The sequence below is a fragment of the Pseudomonas sp. genome (genome assembly GCF_051660785.1).
Lineage (GTDB): Bacteria > Pseudomonadota > Gammaproteobacteria > Pseudomonadales > Pseudomonadaceae > Aquipseudomonas.
The window spans coordinates 16815-37699 of sequence record NZ_JBOFQE010000017.1 but is presented as its reverse complement, the minus strand read 5'-3'; the positions used below and the strand labels follow the sequence as shown (position 1 = coordinate 37699).

Sequence of the window (20885 nt, the reverse complement as noted above, 5' to 3'; positions counted from 1 at the left end):
CGGGGCGAGCACTGTTTTTGCCACGATCCATGTTCGACAGTTTTCCCGGCATGGCCCTTGCTACGTCCAGTCTGAGGCAAAAGGACTTTTGAAAACCTCAGCGAGCGGCCTGCCGATGGTCCGGTGTTGCGAACCAACCCGATCATGGCCGGTCAACAACTGCACGTTCAATCAGGCGGTGACGCATCATGGACAACCCTTTTCAGCTCATTACCGATGCCTTTGCAACGGATTATCAGATCAACCTGAGCATTCAGGGACTGGACGGCAGCATCATGCTGACCCTTTCCAACAGCGGCCACGTGGTTGCCAAGCGGTTGATCAGCGCCGAACAACGCAATGACCCCAAGCGCCTCAAGCGCCTGGTGCAAAGCATTCAATTCGGCATCGCCATCGAACAGGGCCACAGCGCCGTGGCCATCCTCGAAGCCATGACCGATGGCGACAATCGCAACCTGCCGCCACCCCAAGTCAAAGCCAAGCCTCGCCCGACCATGGGACTTTAGATCTCGCCCTTCTCCACTTCGGGATGCTCACCGGAACCCGCACCGATCTTGCGTTGCGGGTGTTCGATCTTCACCGAAGGGAATTGCGACGAGGCGTAGCGCACCACCAGAATCGCAAACGCCAGCAGCAAAATTCCGCCGCATAGATAGATGATGCCGATGTCCGGCGGATTGTGGTGCGAGACGTTGGAAATCAGCAGCCGCGTCAGCGCCGTGATCGCCACGTAGATCAGGAAGCGCACCGGCATGTGGTTGGTCTTGAAGTAAATCCCGACCATCGCCCCCAGTTCCAGGTAGATGAACAGCAGCAAGATGTCATCGATCTTGATGTGCCCCTCTTCGATCATCCCCAGAAACTCCATCACCGCCGCCCACGCGGTCACTGCACCGATGGCGAACAGGGCCAGGTAATGGAAGGTCTCGACGAACAGGTTGCCCAGGGACTCGGCCAATTGATGCACGTTCTGCCGCAGTTTCTCGGCCCAGTTGATTTTCACGATGATTCTTCCTTAGCTCGGTTCGAGCGGATGATGCGGGTTTGACGTGACGGTTGTTCTGCATGCAGAAAAAAGGCCAGTGGCACCTGCCACATGATGGCGAGGTGCTCTAAATCACGCTCCGTGGCGTTTGGTCGCACCCATCCCGATCGCATACAAACCTGTGGGAGCGAGCTTGCTCGCGATAGGTCCACCTAGGTTCACCTGACAAACCCTGATTTCGGTCTACATTAAAAAGCCACTACCCAAAGCGCAGGGATTCGCTTATCCTTTTCGCTGTATATAAATACAGTGGTCGAAACAGACAACTAATGTGAAGGCATGTGAGGTGGTGAATGGCCGTCGAAGTGGTATACCGCAGCAGCCGAGATCTGGAGCGCTTGTTCATGGATAAAGCCGAAGCTGACCGTCATGACAAAATGCTCGAACTGGCTGAATTGCTGGCTGAAGTGTTGCACAAAGCCGTTCCGTCCCTGACCGAACAGCAAGTGGAAGAAGCCGGGATCTACATGGCGAAGAATCGCGATGTGTTTGCCAAGGCATTCAAGAGCCAGCCGGATGCCTTGTCCGAACTGCTGAATGCACCGGCTGAAGTGGTTGAAAAGTCTGAACCGGTTGAAGAAGTTGCCGCCGCTGAGCCGACCAAGCCAGCCAAAGCCGCCAAGACGCCGAAGTAAGTAATGCCGAATTGAATAGGCCCTGAGTCAAATGACTCAGGGCCTTTTTCATGTCCGCAGCAAAAGCAGGATTCAGCGGTACAGCACTTTCTCCGCCAACTCATCCGCCACCCGTGCCGGCGAACGTTTTTCCGCCTGCGCGTGAGCGAAGACTTCGGTCAGGCGCGAGGCGATTTTCGACAGGTGCGCGGTGATGGTCGTGAGTTCTTCGCCACGGTGTTTGAGCGAAACGTAGATCAGCCCGCCGGAATTGATCACGTAGTCCGGCGCATACAAAATGCCTCGCCGCTCCAGTTGATCGGCGACTTCCAGATGGGTCAGCTGATTGTTCGCAGAACCGGCTACCGCCGAGCAGCGCAGTTGCGTCACGCTGTGACTATTGAGCACGCCGCCCAGGCCGCAGGGCGCGAGAATGTCGCACGGTGTACTGAGCAGCGCATCGTTGGCGATCGGATGAGCGCCCAATTGCTCCATCGCCAATTGCACCTTGCCGTGATCGATGTCGCTGACCAACAGTTCGGCGCCGGCGGCGTGCAACTGTTCGGCCAAGGCATAACCGACGTTGCCCAAACCCTGGATGGCGACTCGCAGGCCTTCAAGGTTATCGCTGCCCAGGCGAGCCATGGCGGTGGCACGAATGCCGGTGAACACCCCCATCGCTGCGTGAGGTGCCGGGTCGCCCGCCGAGGTAGTGCTGGTGACGTGCTGGGTCTGTTGGGCGATGCAATCCATGTCCGCCACCGAGGTGCCGCTGTCGATCGCGGTGATGTAGCGCCCGTCGAGCTGATTGATGCAGCGTCCGAAGGCTTCAAACAGCGCGGCGCGGTTTTCCACATGCACCGGTCGAACAATCACTGCTACCCCGCCGCCCTGGGCCAGGCCAGCCAGCGCCGCTTTGTAACTCATGCCCTGCGCCAGGCGAATGGCATCCTCGACCGCAGATTCGTCGCTGGGATAGGCAAGGTAACGACATCCCCCCAGGGCAGGCCCCAGACGGCTGTTATGGATGGCAATGACCGCCTTCAACCCGGTAACCGGGTCGACGCTCAGATGCAGCGATTCAAGGCGAGTGCTTTGCATGAGAGCGAACATCGTAGGGCTCCCGAATCACTTCTTGTAGTCGCCAGTATAGGCTTGCGCCCAAAATTTGCAGAAGCGCACCGGAATAAGCAGCGCCGCCATAATGGCTTTCGGACATAACCTGGTACCGCATGTGTGCAGCACTGGACGAACGCAGCAGACGAGGCTAAAACGAGGCATTGCCCGGAGATTCTGATGACGCCGCGCCAACGTTTTTTCGACTGCCTGCAACGATCACCTCCCGCGCTGTTCGAAGCGGCGCTGTGGATGGCCGTCGAGCATGACAAAGAGGTGAATCCCGAGAAGGTACTGGCCGACTTCCAGGACCTGCAGCAGCGAGTCAGCTATGGCTTGCCGATGCTGCCGGTGAGCGAATTGGCCCAGCCGCTGTTACGGCGGATGAATGACTTGGGGTTTGCCCAGGACGACTTCACGCCGCTGCGTCCGCAAGTGGCACTGGTCAATAAGGTGCTGGAACTGCGGCGCGGTCAGCCGCTGTCATTGGGGCTGATAGCGCTGGAATTGGCCAAACGCCTGGAGATCCCGATGGTCGGGGTGAATTTCCCCGGGCACTTCCTGCTGCGGGTACCGGGCGCCGATCATCTGCTGGACCCGTGCGGTGGGCGCCGCTTGTACCCCAACGACTGCCGTGAATTGCTGCAGCGTCAGTACGGCCCGAACATGCAACTCAACGCCGAGCATATGCTGACCGCCGAGCCGATGCAGATGCTGCAACGGCTGTCACGCAACCTGCGTCAGTTGCACCTTTCCCACGATGACTACATCGGCGCCCTGATCGACGCCGAACGCGTGCTGGAACTGGGCAACGCCAACACCGCCGATTACCTGGCCCGGGCCAGCCTCTATCAGCGGCTGGACTGCCCGAACGCCGAACGCTTCGACCTGGAACATGCACTGCTGCTCAGCGACGATCCGATCCAGCGGATTCGCCTGACTGAACGGCTGGGGCATCTGCCGCCGAACTCCATCGTCCACTGATCGCAGATCCAATGTGGGAGCGAGCCTGCTCGCGATGGCGGTAGTAGATCCAACATCAATGTGTCAGTCAGACCGCTATCGCGAGCAGGCTCGCTCCCACAGGGGCCGGTGTGAGGCTTTAGGGGGTGTCTGGCTGGTTGGCCGGGTGGGCCTTGATGAACGCGGGATGCTGCGCCGCCAGCGCCGCTACCCGACGAATCCGTGGATACGCTTCAAGCGAAATGCTGAACCGCTCAGCTGCGTACAGTTGAGGTATTAGATAGACGTCCGCCAGGCCCGGTTGCGGCCCAACGCAATACCCCTCATCCCCAATCAACTGTTCAACCGTCGCCAGTCCCTGGCTGATCCAGTGACCTATCCACTCCACCACCTGCGGTTCATCGTGACCCGATTGCCGCAGTTTGTTGAGCACGCTGACGTTGTGCAGCGGATGCACGTCGCAACCAATTACAGCCGCAACGCCACGCTCATGAGCGCGTGCGGCGAGGTCTTTGGACAGCAGCGGCACCTGTGGATAACGTTCCTCCAGGTACTCGATGATGGCCGGCGACTGAATCAGCAATTCGCCCTCTTCAGTGCGCAAAGCCGGCACCCGGCCTTGCGGGTTGATGGCCAGATATGGCGCTTGCCGATGCTCGCCACCTTGCGGCGCGATCAGGTTGACCGGCAGCGCCTGGTAATCCAGGCCCTTCAGCGCCAACGCGATGCGCACCCGGTAAGAGGATGTCGAACGGTAGTAGGTATAGAGCTCCATGACCCGATCCTCTTAGCGCGCCGCGATCACTTTGCCTCGGCATTCGCCGAAACCGATGGAGGCAAAACCGTCGCGACTGCAACGGGCGCGCAGGATGATTTCGTCGCCGTCTTCAAGGAATTTGCGCACCTCGCCCGACGCCAGCTCGATCGGCTTTTTCCCGCCCTCGGTGATTTCCAGCAAGCTGCCGAACTGACCGTTTTCCGGCCCCGACAGCGTGCCCGAGCCGAACAGGTCACCGGCCTGTAATTGGCAACCGTTGACGCTGTGGTGCGCGACCATTTGCGCCACGGTCCAGTACATGTGTTTGGTGTTGCTGAGGGTCAGGCGATGGGCCGGCAGTTTTTGCTCGCGCAGGCCTTCGGTAAGCAACAGCACTTCCAGCTCGATATCGAAAGCGCCAGCGGCTTGATCACGCTTGTCGAACAGATACGGCAGCGGCTGCGGGTCACCTTCAGGACGCGCCGGTTGAGCGCGACGGAACGGCTCCAGCGCTTCCGCCGTCACGACCCACGGCGAGATGCTGGTGATGAAGCTTTTCGACAGGAACGGCCCCAGCGGCTGGTATTCCCAGGCCTGGATGTCGCGCGCCGACCAGTCGTTGAGCAGGCAGAAACCGGCGATGTGATCGGCAGCGTCGCCAATGGCGATCGAGTCGCCCATTTCGTTGCCCTGACCGATCCAGATGCCCAGTTCCAGTTCGTAATCCAGACGGGCGCACGGGCCAAAGGTTGGTTCGGTCTGACCGGCCGGCAAGGTCTGGCCTTTCGGGCGGCGAACGTCGGTGCCAGACGGGCGAATGGTCGAGGCACGGCCGTGGTAGCCGATCGGCACGTACTTGTAGTTCGGCAGCAACGGGTTGTCCGGACGGAACAGTTTGCCGACGTTCTGCGCGTGCTCGATGCCGACGTAGAAGTCGGTGTAATCGTTGATCTTTGCCGGCAGGTGCATTTCGCAATTGGCCGCCAGTGGCAGCAGTTTTGCGCCTTGGGCTTCGATCTTGCCGTGCAGGGTGCTGCCTTCAGCGAACAGTTCCAGCAGACGTTCACGCAAGGCAACACGAGCCTCACGGCCCAATTCGAAAAACGCATTGAGCTGGCCGCCACGGGTGGCTTCTACGGCGGTTTTTGCCAGGCCATCGAACAGGCCGGCGTCCAGTGCCGCTTCAAGATCAAAGATGTGCTCGCCAATGGCTACGCCACTGCGCGGCGCCGAACCCTTCAAACTGAACACGCCCAGCGGCAGGTTTTGCAGTGGGAAATCGGCATGACCGTTGGCGGAGGAAACCCAGCTGCGAGTGGTGGAAGTCTGAGTCATGGGTTATCTCCGGGTCGGGTCGAAAGTGGCGGGCAGTGTGGCCCAGCAAGCATCGTAGTTGGTTTGCAGTTGCGGGCAATCGAGGGCGAAACGGCTCGGGCGCAGCACCTGGCTGGTCTCGAACATGAAGGCCATGGTGTTGTCGATTTTCGCCGGTGCCAGTTCGGCGTTGATCGCCTTGGTGCAGGTTTCGCCGTCCGGGCCATGCGCGCTCATGCAGCTGTGCAACGACGCACCGCCGGGCACGAAGCCTTCGGCCTTGGCGTCGTATTCGCCCTTGATCAGGCCCATGAATTCGTTCATCAGGTTGCGGTGGAACCACGGTGGACGGAAGGTTTTCTCGGCCACCATCCAGCGTGGCGGGAAGATCACGAAGTCCAGATTGGCCATACCGTGGACGCTGGTCGGCGACGTCAGGACGGTGAAAATCGACGGATCCGGATGGTCGAAACTGACCGTGCCGATGGTGTTGAAACGGCGCAGGTCATATTTGTACGGCACGTTGTTGCCGTGCCAGGCGACCACGTTGAGCGGTGAATGATCAAGCTCGCAGCCCCACAGCTGGCCGAGGAATTTCTGCACCAGGGTGGTCGGTTGCTTGAGGTTTTCGTAGTGCGCGACGGGCGTCAGGAAGTCCCGGGCATTGGCCAGGCCGTTGCTGCCGATCGGCCCCAGGTCTGGCAGGCGCAGCGGCGCGCCGTGGTTTTCGGCAATGTAGCCGCGCGCTTGCGGATCGAGCAGTTCGACGCGGAATTTCAACCCGCGCGGCAGCACGGCGATTTCCAGCGGTTCCAGTTCCAGCACGCCCAGTTCGGTGGCGATGCGCAGGCGACCCTGCTCGGGTACCAGCAACATTTCACCGTCGGCATTGAAGAACACGCGCTCCATGGAACGGTTGGCGCGGTAGCTGTAGATACTGATCCCGGCCGGTTTGTCGGCGCCCGAGTTGGCGGCCATGCTCACCAGCCCGTCGATGAAGTCGGTCGGCTCGCTCGGGATGTCCAACGGGTTCCAGCGCAGGCGATTGGGGGTCACTTCACCCAACGGACCACCCGCCAGTTGCCGATCCAGTTTGACGAACGCCGGGTGATTGGCCGACGGCTGAATCCGGTACATCCAGGTGCGTCGCGCTTCGCTGCGGGCCATGGTGAACGCGGTGCCGGAGAACAATTCGGTGTAGAGGCCGTAGGGGGCTTTTTGCGGGGAGTTCTGGCCCACAGGCAGTGCGCCGGGCAACGCTTCGCTGCTGAATTCGTTGCCGAAGCCTGACTGATAAGCCAGCGCTGGCGCCGTTGAATCGAGGTTCATGGAGCCTCCTGAACAGGGAGTAGGCAATGGCCTGTCGCTCTGCTGCAGAGGTCTCGGCACGCCTGGGTTATTTTTATCGTAATTCGATTACGCATAACGTAATTTGATTGGTATTGACCGTCAAGCTATAAAGACGCCCATTCGTCCCGGGATCAGACCGCCTTCATGGAAACGCCGCGCAACAACGATAAACAGAAAGTCCGCTCGGCCGAGGTCGGTACTGACATCCTCAAGGCACTGGCCGAGCTGTCGCCCTCCACCTCGTTGTCGCGGCTGGCCGAACACGTGCAGATGCCGGCAAGCAAGGTTCACCGCTATTTGCAGGCGCTGATTGCCAGCGGTTTCGCCGAGCAGAACACCGCCACCAACCATTACGGCCTGGGCCGTGAAGCACTGCGCGTCGGCCTTGCCGCACTCAACAGTATGGACGTGCTGAAAGTCGCCGCCCTGCCCCTGGCCGAGTTGCGCGATGAACTGAACGAGACCTGCTTTTTGGCGGTGTGGGGCAATCAGGGCGCAACCGTGGTGCACATCGAACCGGCGGTCCGTGCGGTGACGGTGGTGACGCAATTGGGCTCGGTGTTGCCGTTGCTCAGCTCATCCACTGGCCTGGTGTTTGGCGCGTTTCTGCCGAAGCGCGAAACCGTGGACTTGCGCGATCAGGAACTGCAAAACGCTACCGGCCACGTCTTGGCGGACGACCAGATCTATGCGGCCTTGTGCGAACAGATCCGCGAACGCGGCCTGCATCATGTGCATGGGCTGCTGATGCCGGGGGTGGACGCCTTGTCGGCCCCCGTATTCAACGCCGTGGGGAATGTCGCGGCGGTCTTGACCATCGTCGGCCCGACTTCGTTGTTTCACGCCGACGAAAACGGCCCGGCGGCGCAGCGATTGCTGGCGGCGACGCGGGCCGTGAGTTGGCGGATGGGGTATCAATCAACGGGCTCGACCGACAAAAACTAAACGCGCCGAATTAACCCAACAGGCCCATCCCCTTTGCCTTCGCGACCGCCTGGGTCCTGCGCTCAACGCCCAACTTCCCGTGAATGCGCCGAGCATGGGTTTTGACGGTGTGTAGCGAAATGAACAGTTGCTCGGCGATCTGTTGATTGGAATTCCCCAGCGCAATCAACTTGAGCACCTCAACTTCGCGCTGACTGAGCGGGTTATCACGCGCATGCTCAATGCTTTCAAGACATGGCTCGACAACGTCCAGAGTGGGCATCAGATCGGGCTGACGCAGTCGCAACTCGCGAAGCGCTTGCCGCAAGCCGCAACGCTCGGCCAGGTTCAAGCCCCTGCCCAAGGACTCCCGGGCGCTAACCGGGTCGCCGCTCAACCAGGCCACTTCAGCGCCCGCAAACAGCAGTTCGACCTCCAGCGCCAACATGGCAGAGCGTTGCGACTGATCGAGTGCCTGCGCGAGCTGGATCATCGGGTCTTTGGCCTGATGCAGATAAACTTGCGCCAACACCAGCAAATATTCGATCCGCGCAATCAACATCACTGTCGCGGGTGGAGCCTGTCGTGCCTGTGCGCCACGGTAGTGGCGCAGCACGCGGCTGAGCGCTTGATGGGCGAGTTCGGGGCGGCCTTGTTGCAGCCAGATCTGGCTGCTGATTTGCAACAGCACTCCGCGGTAAACGGTGTCGGGGCTTTGTCGCTGCTGCATCAGGCGGTCCGCGTCGCGCAGATGCGCAAACGCCAGATCATAGTCGCGTTGATTGGCCGCCAACTGTGCCAGACCGAGAAAACCGTACAGCACCCGCTTGTCGTGGTTGCGCAGACAGATTTGCAGCCCGGCTTCGAAATGCCCGGCTGCGTGGTCATCGCGTCCCAGGCATAAACTCAAACGCCCTCGATGCAAGGCAATACGCCCCAGCAAAGGCTCGGCAATTCGCTGTCGGGTGAACAAGTCATGGATGTTCGCGAGCAGGCTTTCGGCACGCTGAGGCGCACCACGTTGCTCCAGCAACTGCGCGTGATCGAGTTCCAGCAACCCTTCGAAGACCAGCGAACCTTGTGCTCGCGCCAGGCACAACGCCTCCCGGTTGATGGCTTGCGCGACATCGAGTTCGCCCCGCAGCAAGGCTTGTTGAGTCAAACCGGAGAGGCACATCAGACGTGCCGTCCAGAGGTCGGGGCTCAGCACTTGCAGCGCATCGAGAAAATGCGCGCGCGATCCGTCCATCCGCCCTTGAAGATGTAACAGCCAGCCTTGCTGAGCCTGCCACCGCGCGATCAGTTGCCGTTGCAGAATCGCCGACGGCTGCGGGGTGAATCGTGACAACTGCTCGATGCAATCTCCGGCTTGCTCAAAGCGCCCGGCAAACAACGACGCCGCCGTGATCAACCCGACCAGTTGTGGCGAGCCGAACATCAGCGCTTCGCCTTGTTGCTCGTACAACCGCAACAACAGCACGACCGTCTGCTCCTCGAACAAATGCTCGAAACTGAAGTGCTGCAACAGGCTGACCGCGACTTCAAATTCCTCAGCGAGCAAGGCCTGTTCGAACGCGGCCTTCCAGTCCAGCTCGGCGGCGAACCACTGGCAGGCGCGGCGATGCCAGGAGCGTCCGGCCGGCCATTGTTCATCGCGCATCAATTGCGTGAGTGGCGGGAAGATCTGCAGCCAGTCCGCCGAGTCCTGCCAGGGCTCGATAAAGCAACCCAGGTCCTGCAACGTCTTCAGGCATTGCGCGCCCTCCCCCGCGCCAAACAGGTGATCGCACAGCCGCGCATTGAATCGCGGCAAATGCGCGAGCACCCGCCAGGCCTCCGTCAACTCCGGGGTCAGGCTGGTGAACAGTTCGTGTTCGAGGTAATCGAGTAACGTGTCCTGCCTGCTGTGATGCGGGTCGTTGCGTGACCAGTCGCATTTCTGCAGCAGCGCAACGCGGACACCGGCACACCAACCTCCGCTGCGCTGGATAATCTTGCTGGCGGCGGTGCTGGCATCGGCCGGTGTCAGGTGATGCAACAGCGAGGCGATTTCGACTTGATTGAAGGCCAGCGTGGCGCGCTCGCATTCGTACAATTCGTCATCGAGCAGCAACCGTGGCCAGTTGCATTGCGGACGACGGCGGGCACCCAGCCACCAGATCAGCATCGGACTGCTGACGGCCAGCATGCGATCCAGCAGTTGATCGAGTTCCGGGTTCGGAACGCGGCAATAGTCATCGAGAAACAGCCAGGTCGGCGCTTGCAATCGAGCCAGCGCGCCGAGCATTACCGACTCTTCCGACGAAGCCAACCCCAGCGCTTCCGCCACACGCTGACGAAAATCCGCTGCGTTCATCGTCACGCCAGACAACGGCAACCAGCACACCCGACACTGTGGCGGCGCCTGCAGCAGGCAGTCGGCGAGCAACGCGGTCTTGCCGCTGCCGGCCGGCGCACAGAGTAATTTCACTCGCGATGTGGAAGCCAGCAAAGGCTCGGTCAACCGATCACGCGACAGGTGATGGGAGGACAGACGGGGCAGGAATCCAGAACGGTCAAGACACGGGGTCATGGCGGTCATTGCGGCGTGCCTGTTTAAAATTGTCCGGCAACCCTAGCCCTCTCCTACTCGCTTGTTTAGAAGTATTCAGGACGCTGATTGACGGCCATAAAAAAGGCGACCCAGCGGTCGCCTTTTGTACTGCGAATGTATCAATTGCCTTACCGGACACCCTCGGCACGCAACGCCGATGGCGTGTAGTCCGCGGCCTTGGCTTCGAAGCCGAATTCAAAGCTGTGCTTCTCTTCGTTCTTCATCCCCAGTGCAATGTATCGACCGGCAATGATGTCGTAGAGCGCTTCCAGGGTGTACGCCTGGGCCTGGTGATCGTAGTAGTACTGCGCGTGCCCCTCGGCCACTCGCCACAGTTGACCGCGACCGTCGTAGTGGTCCGCCAGCGCCACCTGCCAGCTGTCTTCATCGATGTACATGTGGCGTTTGGCGTAGATGTGCCGCTCGCTCGGCTTGACCGTGCCGATTACTTCCCAGACACGGTGCAGTTCATAGCGCGTCAGGTCCTGGTTGATGTGGCCAGCCTTGACGATGTCGTCGTATTTGAGGCTCGGCGAATCGAGTTTGTAGCTGTTATAGGGGATGTACATTTCCTTCTTGCCGACCAGTTTCCAGTCGTAGCGATCCGGCGCGCCGGAAAACATGTCGAAGTTGTCGGAGGTACGCAAACCGTCGGCGGCGGTGCCCGGCCCGTCGTAGGCCACTTGCGGTGCGCGGCGCACGCGACGCTGGCCGGCGTTGTAGATCCACGCCAGGCGCGGCTCCTTCACCTGGTCGAGGGTTTCGTGCACCAGCAACACGTTACCTGCCAGACGCGCCGGGGCCGTGACCGACTGCTTGAATAAGGTCAGCACGTTGGCGGCCTTTTCCGGGTCCAGGTCCTTCATCAATTGCGGGACGGCGATCTCTTCTTCAAAGCGGATCGGCGTGTAGCTGCCGTTGGTCTGCGGCGTTACCTGAGTGATGATGCGTCGCAGGTTGCCACCGTGATAACGGGTGATGTGGTTCCACAACACCTCCACGCCCGTTTTCGGAATCGGGAACGCGTAGTAGCGGTTGCCGGTGAAGTTGGCGAGGCCGTTACCCTCGTTGATGCTGTTCACGTTCAACGCGCTGCGCTTGGCCGACTCGTAGATCTCCGGTGGCACGGCCACGGTGCGGTGAGTCGGGTAGACCGGGATCTTGTAGGTTTCCGGGTAGCGTTTGAACATCGCCACCTGACCTTCCGAGAGTTTGTCCTTGTACTTGTCGACGTTGGCCGGGGTGATCACGAACAGCGGCTTTTCGCTGGCGAACGGGTCAGCCAGGAAGCCTTTGCTGTCCACCGCGCCCGCGTTTTTCGGGATGCCACCGGTCCACGCCGGGATCGAGCCGTCAGCGTTACCGGCCTTCTCGGCGCCGAGCGGCGTGAGGGTGGTGCCGAGTTTGTTCGCTTCGTCCGGCGACACCGCCGCCATCACGTTGGCCGCCAGCAGGCTCAGTGCCAGGGCACCGCATTGCAGAATCATCTTGCGCATCAAATTCATCCTTCTCAGCCAGATCAGAAGTTCACGCCGAAGCTCAGTGCCAGGAAGTCGCGGTCTTCCAGGGTGTTGTAGTCACCGCCGAAGAAATCGGTGTAACTCAGGCTCGCGGTATAGGTGTTGCGGTAGTCGGCATCGACGCCGACGCTGATGGCCTTGGCGCCTTCGTTGAACAGCCCGTTGGGGCCGTAGCCGGCGACGTCATGGGACCAGGACAGGTTGGGCTTGAGGTTGATCCCGCCGATCACGTTGGCGTAATCGAGGATTGCCCGGGCGCGGTAGCCCCAGGAGGTCGAGGTGACAAAACCTTCGGTATCGCCGCCGAAACCGTACTGGCCGTAGACCGAGTCGCGGCCATAACGCAGATTGCTGCGCGACTCCAGACCACCGACGTGGACCACTGCCGCTTCGCCGACGAGGGTCAAGCGCTGGGCGCCCCACACCTGATCGTAGAACTGCGTGAGGGTGCTCTGGATCTGCGTGATTTCCTTGCGGCGATAGCCTTTGTTGTCAGCTCCCGGGGTGGTGGCGATCGGTGATGCGGCGCCGCCGGCAATCGGATTGACCATTGCCAAAGTCAGGTCGTTGGTGCTGACCTGCACCGGCGCATTCGGGCGATAGCTGATCTCACCGCTCCACGCGGTGCCGGTTGGCAGGGTGGTGGAGAAACTCGCGCCGTAGAGACGAATGTCTTCCGGGTATTCGAGGTAGTACTGACCGCGTCCGAGCATCACGCTTTGCGCCAGACCCGCGCCGCTGCCCGGTGCCAGACGGTTGGCCACACTCACCATGCCCGGCAGGCTGGCCAGCGTCGACAAACCGGCGGTGGTGGTGCCGACTGTCGGCGTACGGCTGTGGTAGTTCATGAAATACAGGCCGTACTCGGTATCGTCACCGAGCCAGCGCAACGCCGTGCCCCACTGCCCGGAATCCCGCGCATCGCGGTCGCCGCCACGGGGAACGACCACACCCTCGCGGGTTACCTGGATCGGTTGGCCGAACGCCGCGGCTAACGGCGCCAACGGCGCAATCGCCGGACTGCCGACCGTGTAGTTGTTGTTGCAGCCATCCGCCACCACGTCGTTGCCGAAGAAGGTGCCGCAGTTGTCGACGACAGTCTGATCCCACTCCAGTTGATAGAAACCTTCCACCGAGAGTTGATCGGTCAGGCCCTGGGAGGCGAACAGCATATTGACCGGAATCAGACCCTCTTTGATCTCGGCGCCCGGACGACGGAACGCAGACACGTCGATCGGGTTGATGCTGTTAATCGAGTTGCCGATGAAGGTACTTTCGCCCCAGCTGACCACCTGCTTGCCGGCGCGCACGGTGCCCGGCAAATCGGCGATGGAATAGTTGTGATAGACGAAGGCGTCGAGAATCTGCGCACCGGACGACTTGGCGCCCTCCTTGCGGCCACTGTCACTGATCGGCTTGAACTCGCGGTCTTCGTCCTTGAGCTCGAAGTCGTACCAGTACTTGCCACGGACGAACACGCCGGTGTCGCCGTATTTCAGTTCGAGGTCGTGCAGGCCCTTGAAGATCTTGGAGAAGGTTTCGCCCTTCTTGAAATTCAGCCGGCCATCATCACCGGTCGAAGACTGACCGGTACCGCCGTTGACGGTGCCCACCAAAGACTTGTCGGCATCGCGCATGCCCCAACTCGCGCCGACGGACAGCGAGGAGTCGAATGTGCCCTCGATTTCGCCGATGTTGAATGCAACCGCTTGCGCCTGGGCACAGCAGCCCAAGGCAACCGCAGCGGCGAGCGCTTGCGGTGTGAAGATGGCGCGCATTGTTGTTTTTGTCATGCGTCTTCCCCGGTGAGTGACAGAAGGCCCCACCCTACTGCCGCAGGTTGGGAGCGATAAGCGCACCAAGGAGGTATTCGTGATGTACCTCTAAAGGATGAATGGCCTGGCGGTACGGGGCTTTGCGCCGGGCATGGATGGGCTGGATGGAGGGTTATCAGTCAGATGCATGGGCAGGGATGGCAATCGATCGTGTAGCAGCTGCCGAGCAACTGCTACAGGGGCCGTGCGGGGCGAACTGTTGCTCAGACTGCAACAGAGCATGTCGCGAATGGCTGTTTTTCCTTTGGGCTCAAGGCCTTATTCTTGCCGGGCTTTCAGGTGCACAGCCTGGAAGCGCGAAGCGATGGCGTGTGATCAACCCGCGCCATTGGCGACAGAATCCAGATGAATCGATGCCTTATCGATTGATCGCCCCAGGTACACCGACGTTGATTTGTAGCTCCTTGATCCAACGTCTTACTTTGGCCGCTGCGTTTGCAGCGGCCTTTTTTTATGGGCGCAGTCTTGTGGCTGGTGGGGTGACAGGGATTTCTCGCTCAAGATCCTCCTGCAAGATATTTCCTATAACGGGATAAGAAACATCTCTTTACGCGAAAGACTTTCACGGTTTTATTCCTGCCGCATCGAAACTTCTCTCAATTCTGTATGTAACAGCCCACACATCTCTCGGACCCAGACTTTCGGTTTTGGTTGTAACTTTAAATAGCGCGATGCAACAACTCGAATCTCTTTTCAAGAAAAACCACCAGCGCGCCCGCTAAATCGTTCCTGCACATTCAAAAGGATATGAATATGCAAAAGCCACCAACACCAGGTTTTCTGGATATCAGTGAGCCGGTCCATACGATCGGCCAAGCACCCGATCACATAACACCGGCACCCCGAACAGCAACTACAGTGATTACAGGCCCACACGGACACGGCATACCGGTTTACTACCAAAATCTCAATACAATCAAAGCCACTTCCAGTGCGCTGGAGCAAGAATATCAAACCAAGTCCAGCCAACTGCCACAAACCATTGAAAATGAACTTGCCACCACTCGGCTTGAGGGGCCAACCGATCCGCTTGCGCCTGTGCAGTCGATCATTCGCGAGCTAGACGTACGAAGCAGACTCACCGCTCGAAAAACCGCTGAGTTCCAAAACAAGACAGCGGTTGCCCATTCTTTTTATGGAGGAGATCCATTTAACAGACACATCAACGAATTCATGAACAAAGCCACAACTATCGAAAAAAGGCCTGCGCCGAACGGCGTTGCCATGCAGGCATTGTTTCAATCCCTTCGGGCGGCCCACGATGCAAGATTGTTGGCTCAAGGCCTCGAATTACTCAGACAGCAGAACGTCAATGTGCAGAACTTTCTCAGTGCTGTGCAGGCCAACGAGCAAGCACAGAAGGCCGCCGCTGAGTTGGTGCGCATAAACGAGGAAGCGGCGGCAAGGACTCGAGAGCAAGCGCGGCTTGCAGCATTGGAAAATGCGCGGCGAGTGGCGGCGGAACAAGCTCGGGTCGCGACGCAAGCGGCCGCGCAGCAGGTTGCTGTGGAACGGGCTCGTCTTGAGGCACAAGCCAAGGCCAAATGGGAAGCCGAATGGGAGCGGTTCCGCAAACAAAGAGAAGCAAACTCACGGGAGTTGATGGAAAAGCATGCCGAGTTCGTTCGGCAAAACGAGCAGGCGCGAGTTGAAAAGCAACAGGCGGAGAGAGAAAAGACGCGCCTCCATGCGCTATGGAGCACGCAGGCGTACCAGGCCAGTCTGACGTTCGCCAACGCAGGATCGACAGCGGCATCAGGCCCCGTATTTTCCGGAACAAACGGAACCGTGGACGTTAGCCGCGAGGCCTCTTTGGCCCTTAAGGCTGCGCTGCGAACTGCGGTAGCCGCCGTTGTCGAAGCGCTCGCAACAGCAACGGCGCCGACCCTTATGGGTTTCGCCGCGCTGATCGTTCCCTCCAGGCTGGGCAACAGTGATCTTTATTCTGTCAGTATTCCTCTGACAGAACTCGCGCCCCTTCCGACTGCCAATCTGTACGAGCAAGCAGTCACCGGAGGAGAAATTGACCTGCCGGTGACACTCGGCTCGAAGACGTATCGCAATAGAGTAGAACTCTTCGTCGTTGCCACTGACGGAGTGGCAGTCCCTAACAAAGTGCCAGTGAAGCTTGCTCACTTTGACCCACAAAAGAATGTTTACGTCTCCGGCAGCAACGTCATCAACGGTCCCGTCATTACCTGGACGCCATTGGTTGACCCACAAAATACGTCGACTGACTTCCCCCTGACCGAAACAGATCTGCCGATCTATGAAGGCGCCACTGTCACTCCCCACACCGGACGAATCGATCCATTTCCAGCGTTTGATCGCTACGGGTTTGGCGGATTTATCACCGTCTTTCCGATCGACTCCGGCCTTCCACCGATCTTCACCCTGCTCAGGGATCGACGGCAGGATTCCGGTATGGCCATCGGCGCTGGTCAGTCGGTTTCAGGAAATTGGTTGGGTGCTGCCGCGACTCTGGAAGGCGCGCCAATTCCCAAGCAGATTGCGGATAAACTTCGTGGGAGGGAGTTTTCGAGTTTCGATGCTTTTCGGAGAGAGTTTTGGAGGACGGTGGCAAAAGACGAGCTTCTGCTGGACCAATTCTCCTTCTTCAACAAGATTGATATCAGGAGAGGGCTTTCTCCAAGCGCTCTGCCATCAGAACAAGTGGGTGGGCGGCAAAAGTTTGAAATTCACCACATCAAGCCAATCAGCGAAGGTGGTTCGGTCTACGATCTAGATAATCTTCGAGTACTAACACCAAAACAGCACATCAGGATCCACTCCAAAACAGGAGATAAATGAGATGATCTTTCAAAAAAAATTCGAAGAATACACAGAATCCGAATATATAAGGCTGATAAACCGATTAATTGAAAGCGACTACTTATCGGAGCAAGAACACGATGCAATTGTCGACCACATCGTAACCACCTCAGAACACCCAAACGGCACAGGTATTTTGTATTATCCTGAACCGGGCGTTGAAGACAGCCCTGCTGGCGTACTAAAAGCCATCAAGGAATGGCGAGCCGCCAACGGAAAACCAGGCTTCAAACCCGAAGAATGTAAACCCAATATTTCTGATTATACCGAACAAGAATTTCTTGAATTTCTAGCCGAAATTTGCAACTCGGAATACTTGACTGAAAAAGACCAAATAAACGCAGTAGTCTTATTTGAGGCGCTGACGGAGCATCCAGACGGATCTGACTTAATCTACTACGCAGATTCAGACGCAGAGTCCACGCCTGAAGCCATCATTGAAAAAGTAAAAGTCTGGCGAGCCGCAAACGGAAAACCAGGCTTCAAACCCGAAGAATAAACATAAGGGAGCAAGCATTCCTGCTTGCTCCCTCTACGCCACTTTTAAATCGAATACCTCTGCAAATTCCCCATCATTTCCTTCAACGCCTCAATATTGTCCTTAGGATGCGCGGCCCCTTCGAAATCACAAATCTGCTCCCACTGCGCCGCCACATCCTCCGGCGAGAAACCCACCCGCGGATCAAACCCGGCGCCCAGGCTGCGTTCCCAGCGCACCTTGCCCATCCAGCCGCCGCCGACTTCAAATAGTCCGGAAGTTTCCTGGCAATTCTCGCTGGCCAGGTACACCACCAACGGGCTGACCAGCTCCGGCTTGAGTTGCTCGAACACTTGCGGCGGAATCAGGCCTTCGGTCATGCGAGTGCCGCCGGTGGGCGCGATGGCGTTGACCAGGATGTTGTTTTTGCGACCTTCGATGGCGAGGGTGCGGGTCAGGCCGTAGAGGCCGAGTTTGGCCATGCCGTAGTTGGACTGGCCGAAGTTGCCGTAGATGCCCGATGTCGATGCGGTGAAGATCACGCGGCCATAGTTTTGCTCGCGCATGTGCGGCCAGGCTGCGCGGGTGACTTTGTAGGCGCCTTCGACGTGGACGCGGTAAACCAGATCCCAATCGGCATCGTCCATTTTGTGGAAGGTCTTGTCGCGCAGGATCCCGGCGTTATTGACCACAACGTCGATGCGACCGAAGGCGTCGAGGGCGTGCTGGACGATTTTGTCGCCGTCGGTGACGGAATCGTGGTTGGCTTCGGCGATGCCGCCCGCCTCGCGGATTTCCGCCACCACGCGGTCGGCTGCCGAAGCGTTCGCGCCTTCACCTTGAGCCGAGCCGCCGAGATCGTTGACCAACACTTTGGCGCCCTGTTTGGCGAACAGCAGCGCGTGAGCCCGGCCCAGACCGCCGCCGGCACCCGTGACGATCACTACTTTATCTTCGAAGCGCACAGACTCATTCATTGGGGAGGACTCCAGCAGACCAGGGACAATAAGTCCGAGTGTCAGGCACCAGGCTGCTGGTCACAATAAACACAGGTAGAGCTGAATGGTGCCCGATAAGGCTGGGGGATAATCAGGAACAAGCCACCTTTCGCGGCGGTGAAACCAGCCGATCCCGAAACTCCTGGTAATGCTTGAGCACCTGCGCTGGCGCTTCGGTTTGCGGGTAATGGCCAATATCGGGCAGCAGGACCGTGTCCGGTTCGGGGATCAACTCCCGATAGCGCTTGACCATGTGCGCGCCGGAAATCGGATCGACCTCTCCATCGATGACCCGCAACGGGACTTCACCGCGCTGCATGGCGCTAACCCAACGCTCGCGCTGGACACGCCGCTCGGGGATATAGGCGATGAGTTTGTGCATGATCCGCGGGCCGTGATTGCTTTCGATCAAGCCCCAGAAATCATCCATCTCGCTTTCGCTGGGTCGCGTCTGCGGGCCAAATATCTGTCGGAAACTTTTCACCAGTCCATCGCGGGAAAAGGCGCGCCCGATCATCCAGCCCAAGGGGCTGAGCAGCAGTTTTTGCATCAATACCGGTCTATGGGTTTCAGGAAACAAGCCACCGTTGAGGAACACACAACTGGCGATATCAATGCGGGTTTCGTAATGCCGGGCCAACAGTTCCTGAGCCACGCTGTCGCCATAATCGTGGGCCAACACATGCACCGGCTCCTCGACGTTCAGATGCGCAAGCAAGGCCTGTTGCAGATCGGCCTGCTCCAACAGGCTGTACTCATGGTTGACCGGTTTGGCCGAGTCGCCGAAGCCGAGCATGTCGCAAGCGATCACTCGATAGCGCTGCGCCAGCGGTTGCCACAGGTAATGCCAGTCCCAACTGGCGGTCGGGAAGCCATGGATGAGCAGCAGCGGCTCACCCTGCCCCGCCGTCCAGTAACGGATGGTCTGGCCACGGAAGACGAACGTCTGGCCGCGCTTGCGCCAGACACACAGGGGGATCTCAGCGAGTGCCATCAGAGTTTATAACCCGGGTCTTGTTGATCGAGTTTGCGCAGCAACGCCGGCCAGGCCAACGCGCCACCCATCCCTTGAGCACTTTTGGTCACGCCGGCGATCATGGCCTTGGCACCCGCCAGAATCTGCGGCTCGATGGCAATCAGCTCGGCGCCACCGTTCTGCGCCAGCACCTGGATATCGCAGGCACGCTGGAAGGTAAACATCATCAGGAACGTGTCGGCGATGGTGCTGCCGCAGGTCAGCAAGCCGTGGTTATGCAGCATAAGGAAATTGTTTTCACCGAGGTCGGCTTGCAGCCGCGCCTTCTCTTCATGGTTTAGCGCAACGCCTTCATAGGCGTGATAAGCCAGGCTGGACAGCACAAACAATGATTGCTGACTGATCGGCAGAATGCCCTGTTTTTGCGCCGACACCGCCACACCCGCGGCGGTGTGGGTGTGCAGCACGCAGACCACATCGTGACGCACTTCATGCACGGCGCTGTGGATGGTGTAACCCGCCGGGTTGATCTCGTAAGGACTGTCCATCAGCTTGTTGCCGGCCTGATCGACCTTGACCAGGCTCGACGCGGTGATCTCGTGAAACATCAACCCGAACGGGTTGATCAGGAAATCTTCGGTGCCCGGCACCTTCGCCGAGATGTGCGTAAAGATCAGATCGTCCCAGCCATGCGCGGCGACCAGGCGATAACAGGCGGCGAGGTCGACGCGGGTCTGCCACTCGGCGGCACTGACCTGGTCTTTGACACTGTAGGGGGATTGGACGGGAGCAACATTCACGGCAAGGACCTCCTGTTCTTATTGTTTTACTGTCGTTACAGCAGTCTAGTCAGCCCCCGGATTTCGTGTAGTTGCATTGGCAGCCAGCTTGATGGCCTAACGAGTCAGTTCAGAAGAAAGCCTGGATCCATGTCATAGGACTGCCGCCAATAAGGGCGCGGCAAACAGATGTAACGGGCTCGTCAGAACCATGACAAGCCCCGCGCCCCATGGCCGGTCAACCCCGTAGCGCGGTAATCAACTCCGCCAGCCACGGCTCGGCGTCGGTTTCCGGGGTCACGCTTTCGCTGGCGTCCAGGCGCAACATCGGCAGCACTTCGCGCAGGCCCAGTTCGCCGAACAATTCACGCATCTGCTCACCGCCACCGCAGAACGTATCGCCATAACTCGCGTCGCCCAGGCCGATTACGGCACCTGGCAAACCACGCCAGGCGGCGGGTAGAAGATCTCGAATCGTCGAATACAACGGTTGCAGGTTATCCGGCAGTTCACCCATGCCGGTGGTCGATGTCACGGCCAGAAACGCTTCCGGGCCGAATGCCTGGATATCGGCAAGCGACGCGCGCGGGATGTGCCAGGTTTCAAAACCTGCGGCGTTCAAAATGCTTGCAGCGTGGCGGGCAAACTCTTCAGCCGTGCCGTATACCGAGCCGGAAATGATGGCAACTTTCATGAATCGATCCTGAAGCTGAGTAAAAGACAAAGATATTAACAGCACAGGCTCATTTGATCTTTTAGAATGCAAATCTCAATCAATACGGAAAGGATTC

Annotated in this window: 17 protein-coding genes and 2 pseudogenes; 7 read left to right on the top strand and 12 right to left on the bottom strand. The window is 59.1% G+C overall.

Translation table 11 applies throughout. The annotated features are described in order from the left end of the window. The first annotated feature begins 188 nt into the window (after positions 1-188). Positions 189-506 (top strand): DUF3509 domain-containing protein, encoded by a 318-nt coding sequence (locus ACRC4F_RS04590; RefSeq protein WP_438658276.1) that lies wholly within the window; start codon positions 189-191, stop codon positions 504-506. On the opposite strand, the gene ACRC4F_RS04585 is transcribed toward ACRC4F_RS04590, so the two are convergent. Then, positions 503-1003 carry a phosphate-starvation-inducible protein PsiE gene (locus tag ACRC4F_RS04585; protein WP_074873852.1) on the bottom strand — a complete coding sequence of 167 codons (501 nt, stop codon included), beginning with the start codon at positions 1001-1003 and terminating at the stop codon, positions 503-505. The genes ACRC4F_RS04590 and ACRC4F_RS04585 overlap by 4 nt on opposite strands. Before the next feature lie 335 nt (positions 1004-1338). Here ACRC4F_RS04585 and ACRC4F_RS04580 point away from each other — a divergent pair. Next, a pseudogene (locus tag ACRC4F_RS04580) lies at positions 1339-1593 on the top strand (YebG family protein); the annotation flags it as partial. 159 nt (positions 1594-1752) lie between these two features. Here the strand turns inward: ACRC4F_RS04580 and ACRC4F_RS04575 are convergent. Further along, complete coding sequence (locus tag ACRC4F_RS04575) at positions 1753-2772, bottom strand: Glu/Leu/Phe/Val dehydrogenase family protein (protein ID WP_219095759.1); 1020 nt, start codon at positions 2770-2772, stop codon at positions 1753-1755. A 183-nt stretch (positions 2773-2955) separates the two neighbouring features. Between ACRC4F_RS04575 and ACRC4F_RS04570 the strand changes: the two genes are divergently transcribed. Beyond that, positions 2956-3759 carry a SirB1 family protein gene (locus ACRC4F_RS04570; protein ID WP_438658275.1) on the top strand — a complete coding sequence of 268 codons (804 nt, stop codon included), beginning with the start codon at positions 2956-2958 and terminating at the stop codon, positions 3757-3759. 118 nt (positions 3760-3877) lie between these two features. Here ACRC4F_RS04570 and maiA read toward each other — a convergent pair whose 3' ends face one another. From maiA to hmgA, 3 genes are read right to left on the bottom strand one after another with little or no spacing between them, the layout of a single operon-like run. Continuing rightward, entirely contained in the window at positions 3878-4513 is a 636-nt protein-coding gene (gene maiA, locus ACRC4F_RS04565; protein ID WP_438658274.1) for a maleylacetoacetate isomerase, read from the bottom strand. A 12-nt stretch (positions 4514-4525) separates the two neighbouring features. After that, the gene (gene fahA, locus ACRC4F_RS04560; protein ID WP_438658273.1) at positions 4526-5830 is read right to left on the bottom strand and encodes a fumarylacetoacetase; all 1305 of its coding nucleotides are present in this window, start codon (positions 5828-5830) and stop codon (positions 4526-4528) included. 3 nt (positions 5831-5833) lie between these two features. Next, positions 5834-7138, bottom strand: coding sequence for a homogentisate 1,2-dioxygenase (hmgA, locus tag ACRC4F_RS04555; protein ID WP_438658272.1), 1305 nt, complete (start codon positions 7136-7138; stop codon positions 5834-5836). A 165-nt stretch (positions 7139-7303) separates the two neighbouring features. Here hmgA and ACRC4F_RS04550 point away from each other — a divergent pair, with 165 nt between their 5' ends. Beyond that, on the top strand, positions 7304-8104 hold the full coding sequence (locus ACRC4F_RS04550) for an IclR family transcriptional regulator (RefSeq protein WP_438658271.1): 801 nt from the start codon (positions 7304-7306) through the stop codon (positions 8102-8104). A gap of 10 nt (positions 8105-8114) precedes the next feature. Here the strand turns inward: ACRC4F_RS04550 and ACRC4F_RS04545 are convergent, their stop codons facing one another. From ACRC4F_RS04545 to ACRC4F_RS04535, 3 genes are all read right to left on the bottom strand, one after another. Then, positions 8115-10664 carry a LuxR C-terminal-related transcriptional regulator gene (locus tag ACRC4F_RS04545; RefSeq protein ID WP_438658270.1) on the bottom strand — a complete coding sequence of 850 codons (2550 nt, stop codon included), beginning with the start codon at positions 10662-10664 and terminating at the stop codon, positions 8115-8117. 140 nt (positions 10665-10804) lie between these two features. Then, complete coding sequence (locus ACRC4F_RS04540; RefSeq protein WP_438658269.1) at positions 10805-12172, bottom strand: DUF1329 domain-containing protein; 1368 nt, start codon at positions 12170-12172, stop codon at positions 10805-10807. A gap of 23 nt (positions 12173-12195) precedes the next feature. Beyond that, positions 12196-13989 (bottom strand): DUF1302 domain-containing protein, encoded by a 1794-nt coding sequence (locus ACRC4F_RS04535; protein WP_438658268.1) that lies wholly within the window; start codon positions 13987-13989, stop codon positions 12196-12198. A gap of 795 nt (positions 13990-14784) precedes the next feature. Here ACRC4F_RS04535 and ACRC4F_RS04530 point away from each other — a divergent pair. The 3 genes and pseudogenes from ACRC4F_RS04530 to ACRC4F_RS04520 all read left to right on the top strand — a co-directional run bounded on the left by ACRC4F_RS04530 (position 14785) and on the right by ACRC4F_RS04520 (position 17362). Next, positions 14785-16842: an S-type pyocin domain-containing protein gene (locus ACRC4F_RS04530; RefSeq protein WP_438658267.1), complete on the top strand. Its 2058-nt coding sequence runs from the start codon at positions 14785-14787 to the stop codon at positions 16840-16842. 1 nt (position 16843) lies between these two features. Further along, a pseudogene (locus ACRC4F_RS04525) lies at positions 16844-17083 on the top strand (bacteriocin immunity protein); the annotation flags it as partial. Between the two features lie 33 nt (positions 17084-17116). Beyond that, positions 17117-17362, top strand: a complete 246-nt coding sequence (locus ACRC4F_RS04520; RefSeq protein WP_438658293.1) for a bacteriocin immunity protein — start codon at positions 17117-17119, stop codon at positions 17360-17362. A gap of 44 nt (positions 17363-17406) precedes the next feature. On the opposite strand, the gene ACRC4F_RS04515 is transcribed toward ACRC4F_RS04520, so the two are convergent. From ACRC4F_RS04515 to ACRC4F_RS04500, 4 genes are all read right to left on the bottom strand, one after another. Next, positions 17407-18318 (bottom strand): SDR family oxidoreductase, encoded by a 912-nt coding sequence (locus ACRC4F_RS04515; protein ID WP_010463212.1) that lies wholly within the window; start codon positions 18316-18318, stop codon positions 17407-17409. A gap of 112 nt (positions 18319-18430) precedes the next feature. Continuing rightward, positions 18431-19333 (bottom strand): alpha/beta fold hydrolase, encoded by a 903-nt coding sequence (locus ACRC4F_RS04510; protein WP_438658266.1) that lies wholly within the window; start codon positions 19331-19333, stop codon positions 18431-18433. Then, positions 19333-20115 (bottom strand): class II aldolase/adducin family protein, encoded by a 783-nt coding sequence (locus ACRC4F_RS04505; protein WP_438658265.1) that lies wholly within the window; start codon positions 20113-20115, stop codon positions 19333-19335. The genes ACRC4F_RS04510 and ACRC4F_RS04505 overlap by 1 nt, the downstream gene beginning before the upstream one ends. Before the next feature lie 217 nt (positions 20116-20332). Next, the gene (locus ACRC4F_RS04500) at positions 20333-20788 is read right to left on the bottom strand and encodes a flavodoxin (RefSeq protein WP_438658264.1); all 456 of its coding nucleotides are present in this window, start codon (positions 20786-20788) and stop codon (positions 20333-20335) included. Positions 20789-20885 lie beyond the last annotated feature (97 nt).

What these genes read in the sequence shown, in the direction of transcription:
- ACRC4F_RS04545 (WP_438658270.1), bottom strand. Translation starts at nt 10,664, where the DNA reads ATGACCGCCATGACCCCGTGTCTTGACCGTTCTGGATTCCTGCCCCGT.
- ACRC4F_RS04540 (WP_438658269.1), bottom strand. Translation starts at nt 12,172, where the DNA reads ATGCGCAAGATGATTCTGCAATGCGGTGCCCTGGCACTGAGCCTGCTG.
- ACRC4F_RS04530 (WP_438658267.1), top strand. Translation starts at nt 14,785, where the DNA reads ATGCAAAAGCCACCAACACCAGGTTTTCTGGATATCAGTGAGCCGGTC.
- ACRC4F_RS04510 (WP_438658266.1), bottom strand. Translation starts at nt 19,333, where the DNA reads ATGGCACTCGCTGAGATCCCCCTGTGTGTCTGGCGCAAGCGCGGCCAG.
- ACRC4F_RS04515 (WP_010463212.1), bottom strand. Translation starts at nt 18,318, where the DNA reads ATGAATGAGTCTGTGCGCTTCGAAGATAAAGTAGTGATCGTCACGGGT.
- ACRC4F_RS04590 (WP_438658276.1), top strand. Translation starts at nt 189, where the DNA reads ATGGACAACCCTTTTCAGCTCATTACCGATGCCTTTGCAACGGATTAT.
- ACRC4F_RS04535 (WP_438658268.1), bottom strand. Translation starts at nt 13,989, where the DNA reads ATGACAAAAACAACAATGCGCGCCATCTTCACACCGCAAGCGCTCGCC.
- fahA (WP_438658273.1), bottom strand. Translation starts at nt 5,830, where the DNA reads ATGACTCAGACTTCCACCACTCGCAGCTGGGTTTCCTCCGCCAACGGT.
- ACRC4F_RS04575 (WP_219095759.1), bottom strand. Translation starts at nt 2,772, where the DNA reads ATGTTCGCTCTCATGCAAAGCACTCGCCTTGAATCGCTGCATCTGAGC.
- ACRC4F_RS04570 (WP_438658275.1), top strand. Translation starts at nt 2,956, where the DNA reads ATGACGCCGCGCCAACGTTTTTTCGACTGCCTGCAACGATCACCTCCC.
- maiA (WP_438658274.1), bottom strand. Translation starts at nt 4,513, where the DNA reads ATGGAGCTCTATACCTACTACCGTTCGACATCCTCTTACCGGGTGCGC.
- ACRC4F_RS04550 (WP_438658271.1), top strand. Translation starts at nt 7,304, where the DNA reads ATGGAAACGCCGCGCAACAACGATAAACAGAAAGTCCGCTCGGCCGAG.
- ACRC4F_RS04500 (WP_438658264.1), bottom strand. Translation starts at nt 20,788, where the DNA reads ATGAAAGTTGCCATCATTTCCGGCTCGGTATACGGCACGGCTGAAGAG.
- hmgA (WP_438658272.1), bottom strand. Translation starts at nt 7,138, where the DNA reads ATGAACCTCGATTCAACGGCGCCAGCGCTGGCTTATCAGTCAGGCTTC.